The 19525-nt window shown below is 37.4% G+C and carries 17 protein-coding genes; 10 read left to right on the forward strand and 7 right to left on the reverse strand.

Annotated elements, in window-relative coordinates; translation table 11 throughout:
• Nucleotides 1–141 precede the first annotated feature (141 nt).
• The 4 genes from E0Y80_RS14655 to E0Y80_RS14670 form a co-directional block, all read right to left on the reverse strand.
• A complete protein-coding gene (locus tag E0Y80_RS14655) occupies nt 142–2712 on the reverse strand; it encodes a DUF5686 and carboxypeptidase-like regulatory domain-containing protein (RefSeq protein WP_156308421.1) in 2571 nt (856 codons plus the stop codon).
• A gap of 174 nt (nt 2713–2886) precedes the next feature.
• Nucleotides 2887–3063, reverse strand: a complete 177-nt coding sequence (locus tag E0Y80_RS14660; RefSeq protein ID WP_156308422.1) for a hypothetical protein — start codon at nt 3061–3063, stop codon at nt 2887–2889.
• A 31-nt stretch (nt 3064–3094) separates the two neighbouring features.
• Nucleotides 3095–4288, reverse strand: a complete 1194-nt coding sequence (locus E0Y80_RS14665) for an EamA family transporter (protein ID WP_156308423.1) — start codon at nt 4286–4288, stop codon at nt 3095–3097.
• A gap of 8 nt (nt 4289–4296) precedes the next feature.
• Nucleotides 4297–4776 (reverse strand): Lrp/AsnC family transcriptional regulator, encoded by a 480-nt coding sequence (locus tag E0Y80_RS14670; protein ID WP_093095838.1) that lies wholly within the window; start codon nt 4774–4776, stop codon nt 4297–4299.
• A 247-nt stretch (nt 4777–5023) separates the two neighbouring features.
• On the opposite strand from E0Y80_RS14670, the gene E0Y80_RS14675 reads away from it, so the two are divergent.
• The 6 genes from E0Y80_RS14675 to E0Y80_RS14700 all read left to right on the forward strand — a co-directional run bounded on the left by E0Y80_RS14675 (nt 5024) and on the right by E0Y80_RS14700 (nt 13758).
• Nucleotides 5024–7948 (forward strand): FAD-binding and (Fe-S)-binding domain-containing protein, encoded by a 2925-nt coding sequence (locus tag E0Y80_RS14675; RefSeq protein ID WP_317163554.1) that lies wholly within the window; start codon nt 5024–5026, stop codon nt 7946–7948.
• Nucleotides 7949–7994: 46 nt separating this feature from the next.
• Complete coding sequence (locus E0Y80_RS14680; protein ID WP_156308424.1) at nt 7995–8639, forward strand: hypothetical protein; 645 nt, start codon at nt 7995–7997, stop codon at nt 8637–8639.
• Nucleotides 8640–8762: 123 nt separating this feature from the next.
• A complete protein-coding gene (locus E0Y80_RS14685; protein ID WP_156308425.1) occupies nt 8763–9650 on the forward strand; it encodes a hypothetical protein in 888 nt (295 codons plus the stop codon).
• Nucleotides 9651–9656: 6 nt separating this feature from the next.
• On the forward strand, nt 9657–10469 hold the full coding sequence (locus E0Y80_RS14690) for an alpha/beta hydrolase (RefSeq protein ID WP_156308426.1): 813 nt from the start codon (nt 9657–9659) through the stop codon (nt 10467–10469).
• A gap of 180 nt (nt 10470–10649) precedes the next feature.
• Nucleotides 10650–12950 (forward strand): TonB-dependent receptor, encoded by a 2301-nt coding sequence (locus E0Y80_RS14695; protein WP_317163555.1) that lies wholly within the window; start codon nt 10650–10652, stop codon nt 12948–12950.
• A 4-nt stretch (nt 12951–12954) separates the two neighbouring features.
• The gene (locus E0Y80_RS14700; protein ID WP_156308427.1) at nt 12955–13758 is read left to right on the forward strand and encodes a DUF4249 domain-containing protein; all 804 of its coding nucleotides are present in this window, start codon (nt 12955–12957) and stop codon (nt 13756–13758) included.
• On the opposite strand, the gene E0Y80_RS14705 is transcribed toward E0Y80_RS14700, so the two are convergent.
• Complete coding sequence (locus E0Y80_RS14705) at nt 13747–14361, reverse strand: polysaccharide deacetylase family protein (protein WP_156308428.1); 615 nt, start codon at nt 14359–14361, stop codon at nt 13747–13749. The genes E0Y80_RS14700 and E0Y80_RS14705 overlap by 12 nt on opposite strands.
• On the opposite strand from E0Y80_RS14705, the gene E0Y80_RS14710 reads away from it, so the two are divergent.
• The 3 genes from E0Y80_RS14710 to E0Y80_RS14720 are packed head-to-tail and all read left to right on the forward strand — an operon-like array spanning nt 14356 to nt 16685.
• Nucleotides 14356–15348, forward strand: a complete 993-nt coding sequence (locus E0Y80_RS14710) for a helix-hairpin-helix domain-containing protein (RefSeq protein ID WP_156308429.1) — start codon at nt 14356–14358, stop codon at nt 15346–15348. The genes E0Y80_RS14705 and E0Y80_RS14710 overlap by 6 nt on opposite strands.
• 5 nt (nt 15349–15353) lie before the next feature.
• Nucleotides 15354–15884 (forward strand): adenine phosphoribosyltransferase, encoded by a 531-nt coding sequence (locus E0Y80_RS14715; protein WP_156308430.1) that lies wholly within the window; start codon nt 15354–15356, stop codon nt 15882–15884.
• Between the two features lie 18 nt (nt 15885–15902).
• Nucleotides 15903–16685, forward strand: coding sequence for a TerC family protein (locus tag E0Y80_RS14720; protein ID WP_156308431.1), 783 nt, complete (start codon nt 15903–15905; stop codon nt 16683–16685).
• 82 nt (nt 16686–16767) lie between these two features.
• Here the strand turns inward: E0Y80_RS14720 and E0Y80_RS14725 are convergent, their stop codons facing one another.
• Complete coding sequence (locus E0Y80_RS14725; protein WP_156308432.1) at nt 16768–17331, reverse strand: hypothetical protein; 564 nt, start codon at nt 17329–17331, stop codon at nt 16768–16770.
• The gene (gene gpmI, locus E0Y80_RS14730) at nt 17315–18850 is read right to left on the reverse strand and encodes a 2,3-bisphosphoglycerate-independent phosphoglycerate mutase (RefSeq protein WP_156308433.1); all 1536 of its coding nucleotides are present in this window, start codon (nt 18848–18850) and stop codon (nt 17315–17317) included. Before gpmI ends, E0Y80_RS14725 begins: the two co-directional genes overlap by 17 nt.
• Nucleotides 18851–19043: 193 nt before the next feature.
• On the opposite strand from gpmI, the gene E0Y80_RS14735 reads away from it, so the two are divergent.
• Nucleotides 19044–19457, forward strand: a complete 414-nt coding sequence (locus E0Y80_RS14735; RefSeq protein ID WP_156308434.1) for a DUF4783 domain-containing protein — start codon at nt 19044–19046, stop codon at nt 19455–19457.
• Nucleotides 19458–19525: the final 68 nt, after the last annotated feature.

Here is a 19525-nt window from a genome sequence, read left to right on the forward strand (position 1 = left end):
TATTCCCAACAATATTTTCCACCAATAACCTCAGCATTTCCACCAGTCCCTTCTATCCATCCAATCCATCCATTCCCACCAATACTTCCAATCCACCAATTCTTTCCCCAGATCCTGTCATCCTATAATCCCAAAATCCTGTTAGAAGTCGAATTTAACTCTTGCCCTCACACCCCATTTCGGAGCTTCAGGATGATCCAGGTAGTTTAATCTTCTAACAAGATCCACCCTTAATACCTTAAATATATTCGCCACACCGGCACTTGCTTCCATGTAAGGCTTATTTCCAAATGTAAAGGACATCTGTTCTCCGGCACTATTAGTTTGCCAATCGTAAACCTGGTTGTTTAGGCTAGGGTTATTGCTGTCACGAAGACCTCCATAAACACCTTTGAAACTAAACACCTCCCTCAGCTTCAATTTATTCAGCAATGGAATTTTATTGAAGATAAATCCGTTCATATAGTACTGTACGTTCCATGAAACATGATGGTCGGAAATAAATTCCATAAAGTTCATCAAGTTATAGGACTGTAGCTGATAAGCATAAGTCTGGTTGGCACGGTGGATGTTCAAGACAGGGAAGGGAAGGTTCTTTCCGGCGATGTAAGTACCATCCACATTGACGTCAGCATATCCCAATTGGGATAGGTAGAACCTTTTGAATATCCCAGCCGAGAAATTATGGTAATTGTATTCACCTCCAAATAATCCTTTCACACCAGCCGTATAGTTGAAGGTCATGATTGGGTATTTGTTGAAAATCGGCGTTCTATAATTTTTACCTTGATAAAATTCCTCTTTCGGAGCATAGCGGATTCCAACATTGAATTCCGTACTCTGCAGGTTGTTGATGATCCGATGGGATCCATCTGGCTGAAGCAATGAATAAGACAATACTCCGGCAGGAGTTTGTTTCCATGTTCCCAGTCCTGCATTCAGGGAAAGGTGGTTGCTGAATTCAACCTTATAGTCTAGTCGATAAACTTCATTGTACAGGTAGCTCATATTTTCACCACGTTTAAAAGAAAGCAAAACGTTGTCCTCCTGAACGAACTCTAAATTCTGTCCCGGGATTTTGGTGTCATATGAAGCAGATACTCGAAGGTAGTGCTGTGGAAATTTATAGATAGACTTATTGTTCAGCGAATAAGTTCCGGAAAGGAAATATTTCCATTTCTGATCCTCGAAACCATAGGCACCATATCCTTCAGCATAGAATCTTTTGCTCAGCTGCTCGGTCGTTCTACCACCCACACGAAGGCGGAAACCTTCCACAGGGTTATAAGAATAGAACGTATTGACAGGACCGATCTCAACTGGTCCCGCTTGTTTATATCCTGAGAATACCAATGCTGAAATATCCATAAATGTACGGAAGGAAGGCATTCTCTGTAAACTATCGATATTCGTATAAATCGATTTCTCAGATTTGCTCAATGGTTCAGGTCTCAAGGTTGCCCAATAGCTTTCCGAATTATCTACTTCTACCTCTTCCTTTTGTTCCGGAGTTACCATGTATTGATCCGGTACAGCATAGATGGAGTCTGGTCTTGACTGACCATTCACGTAATCGTTGATCAATACCACCCGCTTACCTTTAATTCCTTTTCCTTTGCCCGTAATGGCAAAGTCAATTCCAAGGCTGGATTTTGTCAGATAATATTTATTGTCTTTGGTTTTACTAAATCCCAATTCGATATTCAGATCACGTACAAAATTCAGGTTGATCTCATCTGCAACCGTCATTTCAGCTGCTTTCACCGCATAATTTCCATCCAGTGTAACGTACAATTTTCCTTTAAATAAAAGGTCATTTTTATTCCTAGGAAAAAAGCTCAGTTCAACTAGAGATTCATTATCCGTTTTTATAGTATCTGTAATATAGAATCTGTAAAATGTGGGAGCAGAGTTAGCAATTGGCGACAATAATTGATTGGTCAATATGCTAATGTTGTTGTCATAGATTTCAATCTCATCATAAAGACGGTTAAAGTATTTACTTAGACCATCATTGTCCACGAATTTAGGGTCAAATTCCGCTTTTCTGTCAGCCAGGATATATTGTTTTTTTGCATTCGGGTTTTTCCTGAAATAAACTTTGGAGAATTTCTCCTCCATATATGCTGGAAGTACATAGTTTTTAGAAGTATCGTCGGACTCGAATAAAAATTGATAGTTTTTAAATACTTTCTTGTTTTTAAATTTTTCATCCAGATTGCTTAATCCAAGGCTGATCTTTTCATATTGATCGAATTCAGCATATTCTTGGCCAGAAAGCCTGTTTTGATCCCGATGTTCAACAACCTTTCTGATCAAGTCAACAGCTGGATTATTTTTATTCGAATATTTTCCGCGTTTTGGTGCTTTAATAACAATTTCTTCAATGGAGTTAGCTGGAAAAAGCATAACACGAATGGTCTGTTCTTTTTCAGCGGATAGCGGATATTCTTCAGATTCAAAGCCGACCGAACTCACCTTAATTTTTTTGTATTCCGATGGAATGCTAAGGACATATTCGCCTTGGGCGTTGGAACTCGTACCAATTTCTCTATTTGCACCCATAACCTTAATGCTTGCATAAGGTATCGGCTCGTAATTATCCGCATTCATTATTTTTCCTTTAATGGTAACGGTACTTTGAGCGGAAAGGTTGAGGAATGATAATAACATTCCAAACAGTATAGTAAAGTGTAAAAATCTTGTTTTCATGCCATGACTTTTTGACTTTTTTGTGTTAGTGTTCAAAAAGTATTGCAAATAAAGATATTATTGCTGATTTATAAAATAGAGTTATTGACGATTTGACTTTTTTATGATAATTGGTCAGTAAAAATTAGTTGTTATGACAAATAATTTACTGTTCTATTCCGCGGTCAAGGATTTTTATGGACGCTTCAAGATCCGTTCGTGTTTTGCTCGTGTTTTGCTCGTGTCTCGTCCACAGCTTGTCCAAAACTTATCCGGAGCTCGTCCGCTCACAAGCGGACGAGCTGTGGACAATGTCCACGCGAGGTGCGGACCATTCACGACCAAAACACGAGCATGATACGACCTTGACACAAGCAAGGCAATGAAAAACTTAAGATCCTATTTAATCATAGAAATCTTGATTATGTTCTTTTGGAGTTCCTGAATTCTTTTGATTTAAAGAATCAGTTGTATTGTCATTTGATTTTGGGTTTTCTTTTGGCTTTTTAGATTTCTTTTGGCCAAATTCAGCAACCTCGACAATACGTGGGATACTACTTTTAGGTGCCATATGGCGGAGTTTACGGATCTTGCGACGCCTTTTGTAGTTTCGGATGATATCGCTGTCTCGATACAGATTCCAATTCATCAGCAAGACACTAAACAGTACTACAGCCAGTCCAATGATCTGCATTCGGCTAACGATATGGTCCGTGAAGAAATGTACGAGGATCAATGCCACGATTGGATTTACATAGGCATAGGTGCTGACCTCAGTTGCTGGACGTACCTGCAATAGAAAAATGTAACAGCTAAAGGCTAGGATTGACCCTAAAAGAGCTAGATAGATCATTGCTCCCCAATATTCGATTGGAACTGCCTGCACATCAAAATTCTTGTATTCTCCATTAAGTAGGGCAACGGTTGTAAATGCTGTTCCGGCAACGACCATCTGCCAGGCCGTTTTGACCATAACATTCAGGTCTTCTTCAGGCTCTTTTTCAGAAGTAGATTCGTTGATTTTTTTCTTTTGTGCGTTCTTGCTGTATTTGGAAATAAGTGAACCAACAGTCCAGCCTATCGTACCCACAGTCATGACAATCATGGCAGTTAGCTTTTTGTCACTGTCGCCATCATCGGTAGGAGCGCCAAAAATTTGTTCGGCAAAAAGCATCACTACACCTAGGAAACCTAAGATCAGTCCGAGCAAGGTAGGAATGCTGGAAAAGTTTTCTTTCCATTTGGGTTTATCGAGCACAATAAACCAGATGGCTGTTGCAGCTGATAGGATGGATACAATGGCACTCGATATAAACTGCTCGGACCAAATAATAGCCGCCATGTCGACAAATAACAATAAGAATCCAACCAAAGCAGCGTCTTTGACCGCTTTTTTGATATAGATTTTATAGCCTTTCATCCAACAGTACAGCATTAGTAAGGTACCCGCAATAATAAAGCGGATTGATCCTAACACAAATGGTGGAAAAGCATGCAATGCTTTCTCGATAAAGAAAAAGGTAGATCCCCAAACAATGTAAACCACCAGATAGGCAAAGATGATGACACTTCCTGATGGACTTGATGATTTAACCATGATTTATATTAATCCTTTGAAGGGATAACTAATTTATTGTCTTCTTTTACAGTTTCTAAAACGATTGTAGTTCTAGTTGATATAATTCCTTCTATCTTACTCAAGGTGTTGCGCATAAGGTCAACCAATCCTGCGGAATCATTTGTTCTTACCTTGATTAGGTAGCCATCCTCTCCAGCGATATCATGTACTTCCAATACTTCCGGAATTTCAGCTAATAGGAGTCCTACTTTCTGCACACCGATGATATCCTGGGTCTTTATAAAGATGAAGGAAAGCATTTTTTGATCCAATGCTGCTGGATTGATGCGGGCATTATATTGAAGGATAACCTCCTTTTGTTCTAATTTCTTTACGCGTTCCAAGATAGCCGAAGGAGCCATTCCGAGCTCTCTGGCAATATCAGCATTGTTAGTGCGGGCATTATCCTGCATAATGCGGATGATTTGCAGGTCAATTTGATCTAATGATATTTCTAGTTTTGCCATAGTGTTGCAAATATCGGTAATTCCGAATTAAATTCAAAGAATTGGCAATAATTTAGAATTTTATTCAGTGAATTATTGTTCTGAAAGGATGAATTTTGCTTGAATTGAGATTTAGATAAACCTATTTATGGAGGTTGATTCATAGGTCTTTACGAATATACATAAATAGTTGAAATATTGGAAATATGCGTTTAGAACTGATATTTAATGAAACAATGTGTAATTTTGGGTTTCAATCTATCTAATCGTGTCATTACAAGAAAAATTAGTTGACTTAGCAGAATCTCTTAAAGGAGATTTATTTTACGATTCAAGTAAAGCGTCACATCAAACCATGCGCTTAGCCTATTCCACGGATGCTTCGGTGTATCAGGAATTACCATTAGCGGTTTGCATTCCTCAGCACATTGAGGATTTAAAAGTGCTTATTCGTTTTGCGAGGGAAAACTCAATAACCTTAATTCCGAGAACTGCAGGAACCTCATTGGCAGGTCAGGTGGTCGGAGATGGGGTCGTTATTGATATTTCTCGGTTCTTTAATCAGATTTTAGAAGTCAATGCAGAAGAGGGCTGGGCACGAGTTCAGCCGGGCGTTATACGGGATGATTTAAATGCTTTTCTTAAGCCTTATGGCTTAATGTTTGGTCCTGAGACTTCGACCGCTAGTCGGGCAATGATAGGAGGTATGATTGGAAATAACTCTTCTGGATTGCATTCAATCGTTTGGGGAGATACTCGTCATAACTTGCTGGAAGCAAGTGTGATATTGGATGATGAATCCGAGGTTTTATTTAAAGACCTGAATGAGGGTGAGTATTTTGAAAAGCTGTCGCATAAAGGTCGTGAAGGCGATATTTATCGATCGCTAAATGCACTTTTGACCAACAAAGAAAATCAGGAAGCTATTCATGCAGGCTATCCAAAATCGGAGATTACAAGAAGAAATACTGGTTATGCATTGGATATGCTCTCGGATACTTCGGTTCCATTCAATTTATGTAGGTTATTGGCCGGCTCAGAAGGAACAATAGGTATAATTACCGAGGCAAAGGTAAGATTGATGCCATTGCCACCTAAAGAAATTGGTTTGCTATGTGTTCATTTCAACGATATGGTTGAATGTATGCGAGGCAATGTAATAGCCTTAAGAAATAAGCCAGAAGCGTCAGAATTGGTTGACAAATATATTTTGGATTTTACAGTTGGTCATCCAACCTATCAATATAACCGCTTCTTTATAGAAGGAGATCCGGAAGCTCTTCTGATCGTTGAATTCAGAGGCGATTCGCAGGAGGAAATCGCATTGAAAGCAAATAATCTAGTTTCAGAGTTGAAATCTGCTGGGTTGGGATATGCCTATCCTTGGATTACAGGTGTAGAAAAGACCAATTTGGTTTGGGATGTTCGGAAGGCGGGGCTTGGCCTCATCAGAAATCTTCCAGGAGATTCACAGCCGGTAAATTTAATTGAGGACTGTGCCGTTTCTCCAGAAGATCTTCCAGCTTATGTAACAGATATTCAAGAACTCCTTAAAGCAGAAAATGCACATGCTTCCTACTATGCACATGCAGGAGCGGGTGAGTTGCATATAGAACCCTTCATCAACTTAAAAACAGCTGAAGGCAAACAGCAGTTCCGTAGGATCTTGGAAAAGACGACGGATTTGGTTTTGAAATATAACGGCTCATTAAGTGGTGAACATGGTGACGGTAGGTTAAGAGGTGAATTTATCGGTAAAGTATTGGGAGAAAAGGTATATCAGCTTCTTTTAGAGGTTAAAGGGATATTTGATCCGAAGAATATCTTTAACGCTAGGAAGATTGTCAATACCCCACCAATGGATACGCATTTGCGATATGATCAGGTGGCGGATGGGAAGTCGATCAAGACCTATTTTGATTTTACGAAGGATGAAAGCATTCTCAGGTTGGCTGAGAAATGTTCAGGCTCTGGAGATTGTCGGAAGACCGAGATCACCGGAGGGACGATGTGTCCGTCTTTTATGGCAACGCGGAATGAGAAGGATACAACCCGAGCGCGGGCCAATATGCTGAGACAGTTTTTAACGAATTCGACGGAAACGAATCGATTCAATCATGAGGAGATAAAAGAAGTGATGGATTTGTGCTTAAGCTGTAAAGGATGTAAAACAGAATGTCCATCCAGCGTTGATATTGCAAAAATGAAGGCCGAATTCCTACAGCATTATTATGATGCTAACGGAAGTCCTTTTCGGGCAAAGGTTATAGCTAATTTTACGGAATCTCAAAAGTTAGGATCCTTGGTTGCCCCGATCTACAATTTCTTTGCGACCAATAGTTTCACATCAAGCATTATTAAAAAAGTCGTTGGCTTTGCTCCTGAACGCTCATTGCCAAAGGTACATGCTACGACATTTAGTAAATGGGCAGCCAAACAGCCAATAACACAAAGTAATAAGAAGGTATTTTTATTTAGTGATGAGTTTACAAACTACAATGATACCGAGGTAGGGATTACCGCTTATAAATTATTAAGCGCTTTAGGATACGAAGTTATCGTGCCTAAGCTAAAGGAAAGTGGTAGGACATATCTATCGAAAGGATTTGTGAAAAAAGCCAAAGCTTTGGCTAATGCAAACGTTGAATTAGCAGCAGCTGAAGTAAGTTCATCATCGCCTTTATTAGGTATTGAACCTTCTGCTATTATTACATTCAGAGATGAGTATCCAGATTTAGTTGATGAGTCAAGACGTGAAAAGGCAAGAATGCTTAGTGAGAATTCGTTGATGATCGATGAGTTTTTAGTCCGTGAAATTAAGGCCGGTAGAATTCACACGGAACAATTTACTGCGGAACCGCAAAAAATCAAGTTACATGGACACTGTTATCAGAAAGCATTTAAATTGGTAGATGCCACCATAGAGCTGCTTTCTTTTCCAAGCAATTACGAGGTTGAAGTTATTCCAACGGGCTGTTGTGGAATGGCGGGCTCATTTGGATATGAGAAAGAGCATTATGCCGTATCCCAACAAGTGGCAGAATTGGTATTATATCCAACCTTAAGAAAGACAGGGAACGAATATATCATTGCTGCTGCGGGAACATCTTGTAGACATCAGATAAAGGATGGTCTTCAACGTAAATCATACCATCCAGTAGAAATAATTTATGATGCTTTAATCAAGAAATAACCAAACAAAAGTTGTATCTTATTGTTTCAAAATAAATAGCAAAATCATGAAAAAGATAACATCCTTTGCATTAATGGTTTCATCAATTTTGTGGATGGCATCATGTGGCAATTCCAAGAAATCTGAGGGCGGATCAACAGATTCAACGGGGACCAATACATCTACTGCGCTGAAGCCGTTGACCAATGAAACGAGCTCAAGTCAGTTTCATTTATATTTTGACATTACAAAATCAAATGAGACGGATTCATCTATTGTCTATGAGGCTAAATCAGAATACAATGCAGAACCTGTAGGGTTTAATGTTGAAGTTATGAAGAATATTCCTGCAGGGATCGATCAAAAGGGCCAGCCAATTGAAGATTTAGGATTCAATAAAGGATGGGTAAGAATATCTTCAAATGGGGCACCATCTGATAATTTTGTTAAATCTTTGGGAACATTATTTAAGTTACCAACCGATGGAAAGATGGCAAGTACTGTGATCACTCCGCTTGTTTTTTCATCAAATAATAAACAAGTTGACTTAACGAATCCTGGTACTTATAGTTTCAAATATTTCTTTTCCAACGGAACTGGTAAAGATGCCGAGATGTTCGGAACACTTGATATTTATAAACATTCATTTGAATTGGGAGAAAAGGATTCTACCTATCGTGCAGCTATTATTTCTGCTTTTGAAGGTAAATAACATTAATTTAAATTTTTAACAATGATTCCAGTACCAAAGTGCTGGAATCTATTTGTTTACTGGTTTTACATTAATTGATACTTCCATTTAATTTCTACAAATCTTTATTGCCTACTCTTTTTTATGCTAGTTCACTTCCTTAAAAAATCTTTAGCACTTTTTGTTTTAATGTTTAGCTTCTTCAGCACTTTTGCCCAAGAAGTTCAGCATTCCGAGAGGACATCCAGAGGAAAGGTTACAGCCCCTGTTTTGGGGGAGTTGTCAGGAATTATTGCTTCCATTAACAACCCGGGAATGTTTTGGGTTCATAATGACAGCGGAGATGAAGCAAATGTATATTTAATTGATTCTGCAGCGAGGTTGAAGAAAACCTATCGATTGGAAGGAATCGAAGCCATCGATATCGAAGATATTGCATGGGTAGAACTGGATGGGAAATCATATATTGTTCTTGGAGATATAGGGGATAATCGCGCAATTAGGAATCATATATCGCTCTATGTTTTTCCTGAGCCACAATTTGTTGAAGGCAAAGGAATGGATACCATCAGGAGAAATGATATCGCAATCAAGGAAATGCATTATCCTGGCAAAGGCAGGGATGCAGAAGCTTTCTTTATTGACCCCTTGGACAAACAATTTTATTTGATCTCAAAAAGGGAGTTCAATTCCGTACTTTATACAGCGAATATATTTAATCAATCTGGCCGTTCTATCCTGCTTAAACCATTGATGAAATTTCCTTTTACCTTTATTACGGCAGCAGATATATCCCATAATAGGGATGCAATAGTTATGAAGAGTTTGACCAATATATATTATTGGCCACTAATACATAAAGAGTCAATTGTTGAAGCTTTACAGAAGGATTTTTTGCCAGTAATGTACGAGCCAGAACCCCAGGGAGAGGCCATCACATTTGATCGATTTTCTGATGGTTTTTTTACAATCAGTGAAAAACCGTTCGGATTAGATTCCTATCTTTATTATTATCATATCTCAAAACCCTAATCATTTATGAAAACATATAGTACCCTTATTTTAATGTTATTGTTTGTTGTGTTTGCTCATGCAGCTAAGGTTGACACCTTGGATATAGCAAGCGCGGCAATGAAGAAGAATATTAGAACTGTTGTCATTCAACCAGAAAATAGCAAGTCTAAGGAGTTTCCAACCTTATATTTACTTCATGGTTATTCAGGGAGCTATAAGGATTGGGTAAGTAAGGTTCCGGCAGTAAAAGAATTGGCGGACCGATTAGGAATTGTTATTGTATGTCCAGATGGAGGATTTGGGAGTTGGTATTGGGATGTAGCGAATGATCAGAATTTTCAGTATGAAACTTTTGTAGCGAAAGAATTGGTTCAATACATTGATGTTAAATATCCGGTTATAAAGGATCGTACAAAGCGGGGGATTACAGGATTGAGCATGGGAGGCCATGGCGCTTTGTATTTAGCAATCCGTCACCAAGATACCTTTGGCGCAGCAGGTAGTACAGCTGGGGGTGTTGATATCCGTCCATTTCCAAACAATTGGGAGATGTCAAAGCGGATTGGAGAATACGCTTCCAATCCGGAAGTATGGAACACGCATACTGTAATGGAAATGACGCACTTGATAAAGCCAAAATCTTTAGAATTATTTATTGATTGCGGTACCGAAGACTTTTTTTATGAAGTAAATTGCAAGCTTCATGAAAAATTAACGTATTTAAATATACCCCATCGTTTTTTAACAATGCCTGGTGCACATAATTGGGATTATTGGAGCAAATCCGTTCTGTATCAGCTTACTTTCTTTCATGATTATTTTTCTAAAGCAGCATAAGGTGTCTAAAATGGATAATTATTTTGCGAGTATGAATAATAATAATAACTTTGGAATCGATAAGATATTATAAACCTACGGGAAGCCATTTTGATGTTCAGAATGGCTTTTTTATTTTTAGCCATGAATTTGAATTTAGTGCGGAAATTTTCGCTTAATTACCTGATCAAAAATAGCCTTTTGTGCTTGATAATTTTGATGTTTAATACCAGCTATGGTCAAGAAAAAGTGACTTTAAGTGGTTATATTAAAGATTCAAATTCAGGTGAGAACCTGATTGCAGCGGTAATGCGGATTCCAGCATTAAATCTGAGTACCTATTCAAATAATTATGGGTTCTATTCTGTTTCGGTTCCTCCTGGAACTTATGAAGTTCAGATAAGCTTTGTGGGTTATGCAAATAAAGTAGATTCTATTCAAGTCAATGCGGATTTGAGGAAGGATTTTGAAATAACATCCAAATCGAGTGTTATAGAAGAAATTGTAGTCACCGGTAAAAAGGAAGATGACCATGTTACTTCGGCACAAATGGGGAATATGAAATTCACGATGGAGGAGCTCAAAAATATTCCTGTAGTATTTGGAGAGAAGGATATTTTAAAGACAATTCAGCTCTTGCCGGGAGTAAGTACCGGAGGAGAGGGAAGTTCCAACTTCTATGTTCGTGGAGGTGGGGGCGACCAAAACCTAATTCTCTTGGACGAGGCAACGGTTTATAATGCTTCCCATCTATTAGGATTCTTTTCTACATTCAATTCAGATGCTATTAAAGATGCTAGTTTATATAAAGGTGGTATTCCTGCTCAATATGGTGGACGTATCTCATCAGTAATGGACATTAGTATGCTGGATGGAAACAATAAAAAATTCAGCGGCGAAGGAGGTTTGGGATTGATTGCTTCCAGACTCAAACTGGAAGGGCCATTAGTAAAGGATAGAAGTTCATTTATGATCAGTGGCCGACGTACCTATGCAGATTTATTTCTGAAGTTATCTCCGGATGAAACGACGAAAAGCAGCAAGCTTTACTTTTATGATCTGAATGCAAAGATGAACTATAAGTTGAATGATCGAAATACCTTATACCTTTCGGGTTATTTTGGTAAGGATGATTTAGGTTATGGGGATTTATTTGGTTTCGACTGGGGAAATGCTACTGCCACGGTTCGTTGGAATTCTGTAATCAATTCCCAATTGTTCAGCAATACCTCATTAATCTATAGTGATTTCAATTACAATGTTGATGTGAACAGCGATGAAACAAAGTTTACAATTGCCTCTAAAATTAGGAATTGGAACCTGAAGCAGGATTTTTCATATTACTCCAACAACAACAATACATTACGCTTCGGTGTAAATGTTTTACATCAGCAGATTAAGCCTGCGAGTATTGCTGCTAAGGAAGATTCCGATATCAATAGCATTACGGTGGACAATAGACAAGGAATTGAAGCTTCGGCTTATGTATCACACGAATGGAAACCAACAGACAAATTATCATTGATATATGGATTGAGGCTAAGTGACTTTATGGTTATGGGGCCAGGTTCATTCTTTGAATTTGATGCAGACGGAGAGCCTACATCGGAGTCATATTTTGAAAATGTTGTTGCCAAGCATTATTTTAATTTAGAGCCAAGGCTATCATTATCTTATGCATTCAATCCTGAGAACAGTGTGAAAGCAAGTTTCAATAGGATTTCTCAGAATTTGCACCAATTGACCAATACGACTTCGAGTTTGCCGACAGATCAATATGTTGTAAGTAGTTTGAATATTAAACCTCAAATTGCCGATCAGGCCGCTATTGGATACTTTCGAACATTTCAGGATAATATGTATGAGTTTTCTGTAGAAACGTATTATAAATACATGCATAACCAAATAGATTTTAGAAATGGGGCAGATCTACAGGCGAACAAATATATGGAAGGAGACCTTTTATATGGGGTAGGCAGATCATATGGTGCGGAGTTTTTAATGCGGAAAAATAAAGGTCGTTTATCGGGCTGGTTAAGTTATACCTTAGCAAAAAGTGAAAGGCAATTTGATCAGATCAATGAAGGAAATTGGTTCAATGCCCGTCAGGACCGTACGCACGATATTTCATTGGTAGGAATTTATCAGTTAAGTAAGAAATGGACCTTAGGGGCAACTTTTGTTTACTACACCGGTAATGCAATCACTTTCCCAAGTGGTAAGTATCAGGTTGATGGTAAAACATTATTTTACTATACGGAAAGAAACGGATACCGGATGCCAGATTACCATCGATTAGATCTGTCGATCACTTATGAGCCTAAGAAGGAAAACAAGAAATTCCATTCTAGCTGGGCATTTGGGGTTTACAATGCCTACAACCGGAAGAATGCCTATATCATTGATTTCCGAGAAAATGAGCAAAATCCAAATATTACAGAAGCCTATAGGATAGCGCTATTTGGAGCAATTCCTTCAGTTACCTGGAACTTTAAATTTTAAGATCATGCAAAAGCAAACTATATATAGCATTTTAATTTTTTTAACTGTAGTATTCTTCAGCAGCTGTGAAGATATCATTGATATTGATCTAAACAGTTCTGATCCTAAGGTTGTGATTGTAGCTGACCTCAACAACGAGGAAAAATCGCATGCGATTTTTGTGAGCAAGTCTGTGAATTTTGATGATCCAAAACCTAATGAACCCGTTTTAGATGCAGAAGTTTACATCCGATTGGGGAATGGCAAAACATTTTATTTTACATCAGTCGGCGAAGGCAGGTATATCAATCCTGATCTTCCAATTTCTGTAGGGGAATCTTATACATTGACCGTGGTAGTTGATGGAGAGGAATATCAATCAACAACGACGATGTTGGCCTATATTGAAGTAGATTCGATCGGTGTGAATCAGGAAACCATATTCAACGAAGATTTCTTTTTTGTCAACTTTAAATTCTTTGATCCTAGCGGTCAGGAGAATTACTACCGTTATAGTATGTCGATCAACGGTTCGCCTATGAAATTTAATGCGATCTTTTCAGATAAATTTAATGATGGCAACGAAGTTACGCATCAATTAGGAAGAGAAGATGGTAATGATATCAAGCCTGGTGACAGCCTGTTGATAAGAAGACAGATTGTAACCAAGGAAGTTTATAATTACTGGGCGGAGTACTCGCAAACGAATCCAGGAAGTGCGGCACCGGGGAACCCCACATCAAATATCAGCAATGGTGCTTTGGGCTATTTCAGTGTAAGCAGCGTTCGGGATTATCCTGTTGGTATAGATAAGGCATCACAAGGATAGCGTCTCAAATCGGTAACCTTTACGTAAGAGCTGTTTAATGCTTTTAGGTAAGGCATATTTGACATTCTCAATGGCTTTTATATTATCGTGAAAAACGATTATACTTCCATTTCTTGTGTAGTTGACACAGTTTTTATAGCATTTTTCAGGGCTAATCTTGGGGTCGTAATCGCCTGTGAGGACATCCCACATAATGATTTTGTAGTCTTGGGCTAATACATTCATCTGAGATTTTTTTGCCCTTCCATAAGGTGGACGAAAAAGCTTTGAGTTAGTTAGTTTTTCACACTTTTCGATATTTTGAAAATAAGTTTGATCTTCATTATCCCAACCGCGTAAATGGTTGTAGGTATGATTGCCAACAGCATGACCTTCAGCCAGTATTCTATCAAATATTTCAGGATTTTTTTTGATGTTTTCTCCCACACAAAAAAAGGTGGCTTTTACTTGATGTTCTTTGAGACAGTCTAAAATCCAAGGAGTTATTTCAGGGATAGGTCCATCATCAAATGTTAAATAAATATTATTTTTTTCTTTTTCTTTTCTCCAAATCGCCTTAGGATAAATATAATTGAGGATAAAGATGGGGCGAACAAAATGCATATTGGAACAGTGGGTTATTTTCACAAATTTAAGGAAAGTTTTAGGAATGCCATCATCCGTTCAATTGTTGTGAAGAGACTGAGTGAATATTTTAAGTTAACCCAAAAGGAGCAAAGAGGAGTACTCGTTTTGATCTGTGTATTGCTGTTATTAATCCTTTCAAATATTATTCTTCCAATTTTCTATCCAAAACATGCCATATCGTATCAGCTTAAAGATTATGATATTGTACTGGACTCTATTGAACATTCTTTAACCTACCAGGAATTCGATCCGCCGCAGGAAATTAAGGACAGGAAATTATTTCCTTTTAATCCCAATACTTTAGTGAAGTCAGGATGGATAAAACTGGGTCTTAGCGAAAAGCAAATTCAAACTATTATCAACTATCGCAATAAAGGTGGTAAATTTTATAAAAAATCAGATATCAGGAAGCTGTATTCCTTATCGGAAAAGGAGGCCAATGAACTAATACCCTATGTTGATTTACCAGAAGAGGTAAATGCTACTGCTTCAATTTTAAAGAATCCTAAAGAATTCAAAAAGACAGATTCTATTTCTAAGTCAATCTACAAAGTCAAAAGTCCTAAGATTTTTGAAGTTAATGCGGCAGATACTCTAGATTTTATGCAACTGAAGGGTATAGGTCCAGTATTGGCCAGACGGATAATTAAGTATAGAGATGTATTAGGTGGTTTTATATCCTTAGAACAAATTAAGGATGTTTATGGTTTAACCATTGCGACCTATGAGGAAATGTTGCCATGGTTGGAAGTCGATGCTACGAAGGTTAGGAAATTGGCAATAAACAGCATTACAGCAGATGAATTGAGGAAGCATCCCTATTTTAGGGATAGAAATGTTTGGGGAATAATTCGGTATCGGGAACAACATGGAGCCTTTAAAGGAATCTCGGATTTGGGAAAGATTCATTCTTTGGATGAGGATTTTTTGCGTAAAATTGAATTTTATTTGGATTTTAAATAACATCGATGATTGAAGAACAACTGAAAGCTTATATCCGTGATATTCCGGATTTCCCACAACCCGGAATAGTTTTTAAAGACATTACACCATTACTACAACAGCCAGAATTGGTTAAACTAGCCGTAAAAGAATTTGTTAGAAAATTGGATGGGATCGAGATCGATGTCCTTGCGGGCATTGAAAGTAGGGGTTTTCTTTTTGGGTTTTTATTAGCACAAGAAATGAACAAACCATTCGTACCAATCCGTAAACAAGGTAAGTTACCATTTCATACCATTTCTGAATCATACAAGCTGGAATATGGTCAAGCCACTATAGAAATGCATGAAGATGCCATTCAAGAAGGCACAAAAGTCTTGATGCATGATGATTTATTAGCAACTGGAGGGACTGTTGTTGCGGCGAGTAAGTTGGTGGAAAAACTAGGTGGGGTCATTTCGGGTTATAGTTTTGTGATCAGTTTAGATTTTTTACAAAGTTCCGGAAGGTTAACAAGATTTAGTGAAAATATATGTTCTTTAGTTCATTACGATTAATTTAAAATAATATAAAATATGGAGTGGATATCAGATCCAAATATTTGGATTTCATTTTTAACCTTAACTGTCTTAGAGATTGTTTTAGGGATTGATAATATAGTTTTTATTTCAATACAGAGTGCGAAGCTACCGATTGAACAGCAGAAGAAGGCTAGGCAATTAGGGCTTATTTTGGCCTTAGTGATGCGTGTTGGGTTGTTGTTTTCCATTAAATGGATTATGGGGCTTACAGCACCTTTTATTAATCTGGCAGATACAATAGGAGTGGACCATCCTGAATGGAGCAGATACCTTCAGTTGTCGGGACGTGACTTAATTCTTTTTATCGGAGGTTTATTTTTGATTTATAAATCAACTACTGAAATACACCATAAAGTGGAAGGTCATACAGAATCGGCAAAAAGTAGAAATAAACCGGTGACATTTATGAGTGTGATTATTCAAATTATCATCTTAGATTTAGTTTTTTCACTAGATTCGGTAATTACCGCGGTAGGAATGGTAGATAGCATTGGCGTTATGATAGCAGCAGTCATTGTAGCGGTTGTGATCATGTTAATCTCTGCAGAAGGTATTTCAAGGTTTGTGAATGATTATCCATCTGTTAAGATGCTTGCTTTGGCATTTTTACTGTTAATCGGGGTTTCATTAACTGCAGAAGCTTTCGACCAGCATATTCCTAAAGGATATATCTATTTTGCGATGGCATTCTCAGTTTTAGTGGAGTTTTTGAATATACGTTCTGAGAAAAAAGCCCTGATACAGTTAGAACAAGAAAAACAAAAAGAGACTAAATAATGTTATTTTAAATAACGACGCTTATTAAAAATAAAAAGCTCGATTCAGAAATGATCGAGCTTTTTGCATTTATAAGAATTTCTTAAAATTCCCCTTGAACTTTATAATAGTTGTCGCCCATGACCTTGACTTGTTGATTCTTTTCAACGAGATAGAATTTATTCTTCTCATAGACCAAGAATTCGGAAGTTTTATATAAAGTATTTCTAACTTCCTTTTCTACAGAAATCATTTCTGGTTGTCCTGAATTATCCAATTTTATTCGGACACATGAAAGATCCAGATCAGGGTTACTGAAACTATATTGAATAACAGAATCTGCAGAATCAACTTTTACATACCCAGCATAAGCAGGCTTATTTAAGTCAATAGCATAAAAACTGGACAGTTCAACATTCCAATCCTTAATTTTTAAATTCTTGGTTTCTTCCGAATCATCCTTTTTAACTGTTTTGTTCACAGATGGATTAGAGGCAGTTAGGGAATCAATTTCTTTTTGAAAGAAGCCAGGGATATCAAAAAAATGTTCCTGATTGGCTATTTCTTTCCTTTGATTATTAGGGTTTGAACAACCATATAAAGCAGCAGTAATAAATATTACTGCTACTAAAGTATTTTTATGTTTCTTATTAATATGCAAGGACATTACCGGTCATTTCTGAAGGGATAGGAAGGTTTAACAACTGTAAAACAGTAGGAGCAACATCTCCTAATTTCCCATCCTTAATGTTTTTATACTGACTATCGATTAATACACATGGTACCAGATTCGTCGTATGTGCAGTATTAACACTTCCATCCTCATTAATCATAAATTCTGAATTACCATGATCGGCAAGAATAATAAATGAATATCCATTATTAATTCCAGTCTCAACTACTCGTTTTGTACAATTGTCAACTGTCTCAACGGCTTTAACAACTGCATCGAAAACACCAGTATGACCCACCATATCCGGATTAGCAAAGTTTAGACAAATAAAATCTGGTGCATTTTCAATCATATCCTTACAGATAGAGTCTGCAATAATATTTGCACTCATTTCTGGTTGAAGATCATAAGTAGCAACTTTTGGAGAAGGGATCAATAATCTTCTTTCACCTTCAAATTGATCTTCCCGACCTCCGGAGAAAAAGAAGGTAACGTGCGGATACTTTTCCGTTTCTGCAATTCTTACTTGAGTTTTATGTTGCAAAGAAAGAGTTTCCCCCAAAGTTTGGGTTAGATTATCTTTGTGGAATATGACTTTAACTCTTTTGAATGTATCGTCATAAGAAGTCATGGTGATATAATACAAATTTAAAGGGTGCATATTATATTCAGGGAAATCCTTTTGCGTTAAAGCTTCGGTAATTTCGCGACCACGGTCTGTACGGAAGTTATAGCAAATCACAACATCCTCGTTTCTAATGATTGCTTTTGGTAATCCTTGCTCATCCACCATGACGATTGGTTTGAGGAATTCATCGGTTACACCTTGGCTATATGATTGTTGTATAGATTCAGCTAAGTTATAAGAAGGTATTCCTATACCTTTTGTTAGTAGGTCATAAGCTTCTTTAACACGTTCCCAACGATTATCTCGGTCCATTGCATAATAACGTCCAATAGCAGAAGCAAGAGTACCAACAGAATTTTTAAGGAATGAGGTTAAATCATTTACATATCCTACGCCACCATTGGGGTCAGTATCGCGACCATCCATGAAAGCATGAATGAAAACTTGATCATTGCCTAGTTTAGCATCTTTGGCAGCATCACACAAAGCTTTTAGATGTTCGATATGGGCATGCACACCACCATCAGACAACAATCCTATAAAGTGTACATATTTATTGTTTGCTTTCGCAAAATCAAAAGCAGCTTGAATGGTAGGGTCAGTTTTAAATACACCTTCTTGAGCCGCTTTATTGATACGTCCCAATTCTTGGTAGACAACACGACCAGCCCCTAGATTCATGTGGCCAACTTCCGAGTTGCCCATTTGTCCAGCAGGTAAACCTACAGCTTCACCAGATGCTTCAAGTTTTGAGTTAGGGTAGGTTGCAAGCAAATAGTCTAAAAAGGGGGTATTGGCAGCTATTACAGCGTTAGAATTATCATTTTTTCCGTAGCCTAAACCATCCAGGATTAGTAATGCTACTTTTTTATTTTCAGAACTCATTACACAAATATACTTATAATCCTTAAAAAATGATAAAATCGGCCCTATGATAAATTGTGTACGCAACAATTCCGATAGGTAGAAAAAATAAACATGATTGGCATAATTTTCGCTGATTGTAGTTCAGAAAAATGAATTTCATGTTTAGTTGTCCTATTTAATGGAAAATGTCAACTAAATAGACAGGTCAATTATGTTAAACGTAATAAATGGTTTAGGAAGAAAGTTAAGGCATATTGCATTTGCAATGTTGCTTCTGCCATGTATTACCTTGACGAGTTTTCAAACAGATGTTGCATTAGAGTTACTTGGAGCATTGAAATCAAATAATGCTAAGAATGTTGCCAATTTATTTGGTCAGAATATATCCTTATCGATCAAGAATGATTCGGGCTATTATTCCAAGTTTCAAGCCGAGGTTATGTTGAGTGATTTTTTCAGGACTTCAAAAACCACAGAAGTCAAACAAGTTCAGCGCACTAACAGTTCAAATAATAGCTTTTATATAGTCTACCAGATTAAGACTGGTCAGGGATCATATAGGGTCTTTGTAAAGTTTAATCAGTCGGGCGGGGAAGCCCAAATCAATGAGCTGAGAATAGAATAAACTTCAATATTTCGTATTTAAGTTTCCATATAAATATATTTTTATTCATCTTCGCTTAATTTTAATTT

The organism is Sphingobacterium endophyticum (genome assembly GCF_009733535.1).
Lineage (GTDB): Bacteria > Bacteroidota > Bacteroidia > Sphingobacteriales > Sphingobacteriaceae > Sphingobacterium > Sphingobacterium endophyticum.

Coding starts and splice junctions, on each gene's coding strand:
- E0Y80_RS14700 (WP_156308427.1), top strand. CDS start 12,955: ATGCAAAAGCAAACTATATATAGCATTTTAATTTTTTTAACTGTAGTA.
- E0Y80_RS14735 (WP_156308434.1), top strand. CDS start 19,044: ATGTTAAACGTAATAAATGGTTTAGGAAGAAAGTTAAGGCATATTGCA.
- E0Y80_RS14670 (WP_093095838.1), bottom strand. CDS start 4,776: ATGGCAAAACTAGAAATATCATTAGATCAAATTGACCTGCAAATCATC.
- E0Y80_RS14655 (WP_156308421.1), bottom strand. CDS start 2,712: ATGAAAACAAGATTTTTACACTTTACTATACTGTTTGGAATGTTATTA.
- gpmI (WP_156308433.1), bottom strand. CDS start 18,850: ATGAGTTCTGAAAATAAAAAAGTAGCATTACTAATCCTGGATGGTTTA.
- E0Y80_RS14690 (WP_156308426.1), top strand. CDS start 9,657: ATGAAAACATATAGTACCCTTATTTTAATGTTATTGTTTGTTGTGTTT.
- E0Y80_RS14715 (WP_156308430.1), top strand. CDS start 15,354: ATGATTGAAGAACAACTGAAAGCTTATATCCGTGATATTCCGGATTTC.
- E0Y80_RS14720 (WP_156308431.1), top strand. CDS start 15,903: ATGGAGTGGATATCAGATCCAAATATTTGGATTTCATTTTTAACCTTA.
- E0Y80_RS14685 (WP_156308425.1), top strand. CDS start 8,763: ATGCTAGTTCACTTCCTTAAAAAATCTTTAGCACTTTTTGTTTTAATG.
- E0Y80_RS14665 (WP_156308423.1), bottom strand. CDS start 4,288: ATGGTTAAATCATCAAGTCCATCAGGAAGTGTCATCATCTTTGCCTAT.
- E0Y80_RS14725 (WP_156308432.1), bottom strand. CDS start 17,331: ATGTCCTTGCATATTAATAAGAAACATAAAAATACTTTAGTAGCAGTA.
- E0Y80_RS14710 (WP_156308429.1), top strand. CDS start 14,356: ATGCATATTGGAACAGTGGGTTATTTTCACAAATTTAAGGAAAGTTTT.
- E0Y80_RS14705 (WP_156308428.1), bottom strand. CDS start 14,361: ATGCATTTTGTTCGCCCCATCTTTATCCTCAATTATATTTATCCTAAG.
- E0Y80_RS14680 (WP_156308424.1), top strand. CDS start 7,995: ATGAAAAAGATAACATCCTTTGCATTAATGGTTTCATCAATTTTGTGG.